This window comes from Mesorhizobium sp. M4A.F.Ca.ET.050.02.1.1 (assembly GCF_003997725.1).
GTDB lineage: Bacteria > Pseudomonadota > Alphaproteobacteria > Rhizobiales > Rhizobiaceae > Mesorhizobium.
Map to the genome: position 1 here is coordinate 1 of NZ_RZSG01000807.1, position 2,626 is coordinate 2,626.

3 protein-coding genes are annotated in these 2,626 nt (G+C 65.3%); 1 reads left to right on the forward strand and 2 read right to left on the reverse strand.

From position 1 onward, the window contains the following. On the reverse strand, positions 1–440 hold a 440-nt coding region (locus EOA33_RS31445; RefSeq protein ID WP_190234426.1), incomplete at its 3' end, for a ThuA domain-containing protein. Positions 441–741: 301 nt separating this feature from the next. Between EOA33_RS31445 and EOA33_RS31450 the strand changes: the two genes are divergently transcribed. Next, a complete protein-coding gene (locus EOA33_RS31450; RefSeq protein ID WP_126055460.1) occupies positions 742–1,497 on the forward strand; it encodes a DUF4239 domain-containing protein in 756 nt (251 codons plus the stop codon). 141 nt (positions 1,498–1,638) lie between these two features. On the opposite strand, the gene EOA33_RS31455 is transcribed toward EOA33_RS31450, so the two are convergent. After that, a partial coding sequence (locus EOA33_RS31455) for a tlde1 domain-containing protein (RefSeq protein WP_127407396.1) occupies positions 1,639–2,626 on the reverse strand: 988 nt, incomplete at its 5' end.

The window sequence follows — 2,626 nt, forward strand, 5'->3', positions numbered from 1 at the left end:
TCGAAATAGTCGCCAAGCCCATCGGCGATCGGATGGCTGGCGCTCGTCGCCCAGAGCCGCTCGCGCTCGCCGGCCTCGCGCCATTTCAGCGTGCAGGGCGTTCCCATCAGACGCTTGAATATCTTCGAGAAATGGCCGGAGTGGAGGACGATCAGCCCCATCCCCTCCCAGACGCGGCGCGCCACCCGCTCGACCACTTCGTCGGCGACGGCGCCATGATCCTTGTGCCCCCACCAAACCAGCACATCGGTCTCCGCAAGGCGGGATTCGGGAAGGCCGTGCTCTGGCTGCTCCAGCGTCGCGGTCGAGGCGGAAATGCCGGGGTCGGCCTTCAGCGCGTTGGCAATCGTGGTGTGCATCCCTTCGGGATAGATCGATGCGACCACCTCATTGGTGCGCTCATGGATATTCTCGCCCCAGACGACAGCGCGTATTGTCATGACATCCTCGTGGTGAACCGGAGCCGACCCGCCCCTGGCCATACATAGAGCCTGCGGCCGACATTGAAAGCGCTTTTCGAAGTGGTTGCGAACGCCAGCGGCCTCGTCACCCCAGGCTGGAGCAAGGAGCGGTGCGACGCAGCGAAGACCCCAGGATGACGCGTTCGGGGCTTCGCCAGTGAATGCGCCAGCCTGAAAGCATCCTGCGCCAACAACGACCTAGGCCAATATGCTCCCACCGTGAATCAACGCCTCCCGGCAACCCTTTGGCAAACGCCACGCCTCGGTTACAATACCGGCCATGCGCGAGGCACTGCTTGGGGTCGCGATCTTTGTCTGCCTGGCTGGGGCTTCGCTCACCAGCCTGCTGATCCATGGCCGGTTTCCGCCCCATCACCGCCAGGACGATACCAGCGCGATCGTGCGGCTCGCCGCCAATCTGTTCGTCGTGATGACCTCGCTGGTGCTCGGCCTGATGATCAACTCGGCCAAGAACACGTTCGAATCCATCGACCACAACGTCCATGCCTATGCGACTGAGTTGATTTTGCTCGACAGGTCGCTCAGGCAATACGGCCCCGAGACGCAGGCCGCGCGCCAGCCGCTCATCGCCTATGTGCAGCGCGTCGTCGACGCCACCTCGCCCAGTCAGCAAACCCCGATAGTCGCCAACAGACTGTCGGAGCTTTTGCTCAACAATGTCGGCGACCAGCTGCGGGCGCTGACGCCGCCCGATGACGAACACGTCGCCATGCTGCAGGAAGCCCGCCAGCAGTTGCAGAAGGTGATCGAATTGCGCTGGGTGCTGGCCGAGCAGTCGGAGGGCGCCATCCCCGGACCACTGATCGCCCTTCTGGTTTCCTGGCTGACGCTGATCTTCGCCAGCTTCGGCTTCAGGGCGCCCTGCAACGCCACCGTGGTCAGCACCTTCATCGTGTCGGCGGCGCTGGTCGCCGCCGCGCTCTATCTAATCATGGACATGGATATACCCTTCTCCGGCCCGATCCAGATCTCGCCAGCGCCGCTCCAAAGGGCGCTGGCGGAGCTCAAGCAGTGAGGTCACGAGCCGCGCTGGTTTAAGTCGTTGAGCAACCGCTTGGCTGCCACCGCCGCTCCGTCGCTGTGGCTCGTGCCGGCAAGAGCCACCGTCCAGGCGTGGGTTTCCGGCGCGAGTGCCTTCGCAAGGGCTGCCGTATGATCAGCCCTGGCGGCCTTCCTGGGCGACCTGTGTCAACGGCTTCGACATGCGCGGCACCACCACCAGGCGCTTGATCTTGCCTTTCTTGTAGGCGGCAAGGAAGCGGGCATAGTCCTTGAAGACGACGCAGCCATTGGACTCGGCGCGGCCGCCGCGCAGCATGTAGGTATGAGCAAGCAAGCCGTCGCGGCCATATTTGTTCTTGCCGCTGGTCGGCGTCAGCCGAATCGCCTCGACGCCGTGGAAGCGCGATTCACGCATCGACAGATTGTAGGTGTCGGGCGGCGTCGGGCCGACATTCTTCTTGTTGACGAAGCGCGGCTGGTCGACCATCGAGCCCAGCCCGGAATGGGCCTCGAGCTTGGAGCCATCAGGCATATAGACGGTCCTGGCCGCGATATCGTAGACGGCGACGCCATTGCCCACGCTTGGCCTGTTGCTGAACAGGTTGCCGAACACTCCGCCCGCGCCGCGCTCCGGCATGTCGGGCTTGGCGTAGGCGAGCATCTCCGCGTCCTGGGTCTTCGAGCGCTTGCCCGGCTTGGCCGGCTTGGCCTGGCTGGCCTGCACACCCGGCAGCGCCGGCACGGCCGCATGCTCCGAGCTGCGCGGCGACAGGGCCGGGAGCTTCCCGGACAGCACGTCCGCGGCCTTGGCCGACTGGGCCTTGCCGGTCTTTGACGCCGACGCCTTGGGCGCCTGCTCCTGTGGCGCCTCGATCCGTGGTGCGTCCGCCCTGGAGGCTTGAGCTTTTGGCGATTGATCCGGCTGCTCGATCAGCGCCCGTGGCCGGCCGGTTGGCAACGGAATTGTGTCCGGCATCTCGTCCTGCGGCGGCAGCGAGGCAAGCAGAACTTCGGTCCCTTGCGGCTCCTGCAGCCCGTCAGGCGCGGCCAGCGCCACGGACGGCGGCGGCGACAACATGTCGACCTCCGGCATTGCGTTGGCGAGCGCCAGCGCCAGGCGCGACGAGCGTTCGATCTCCGCC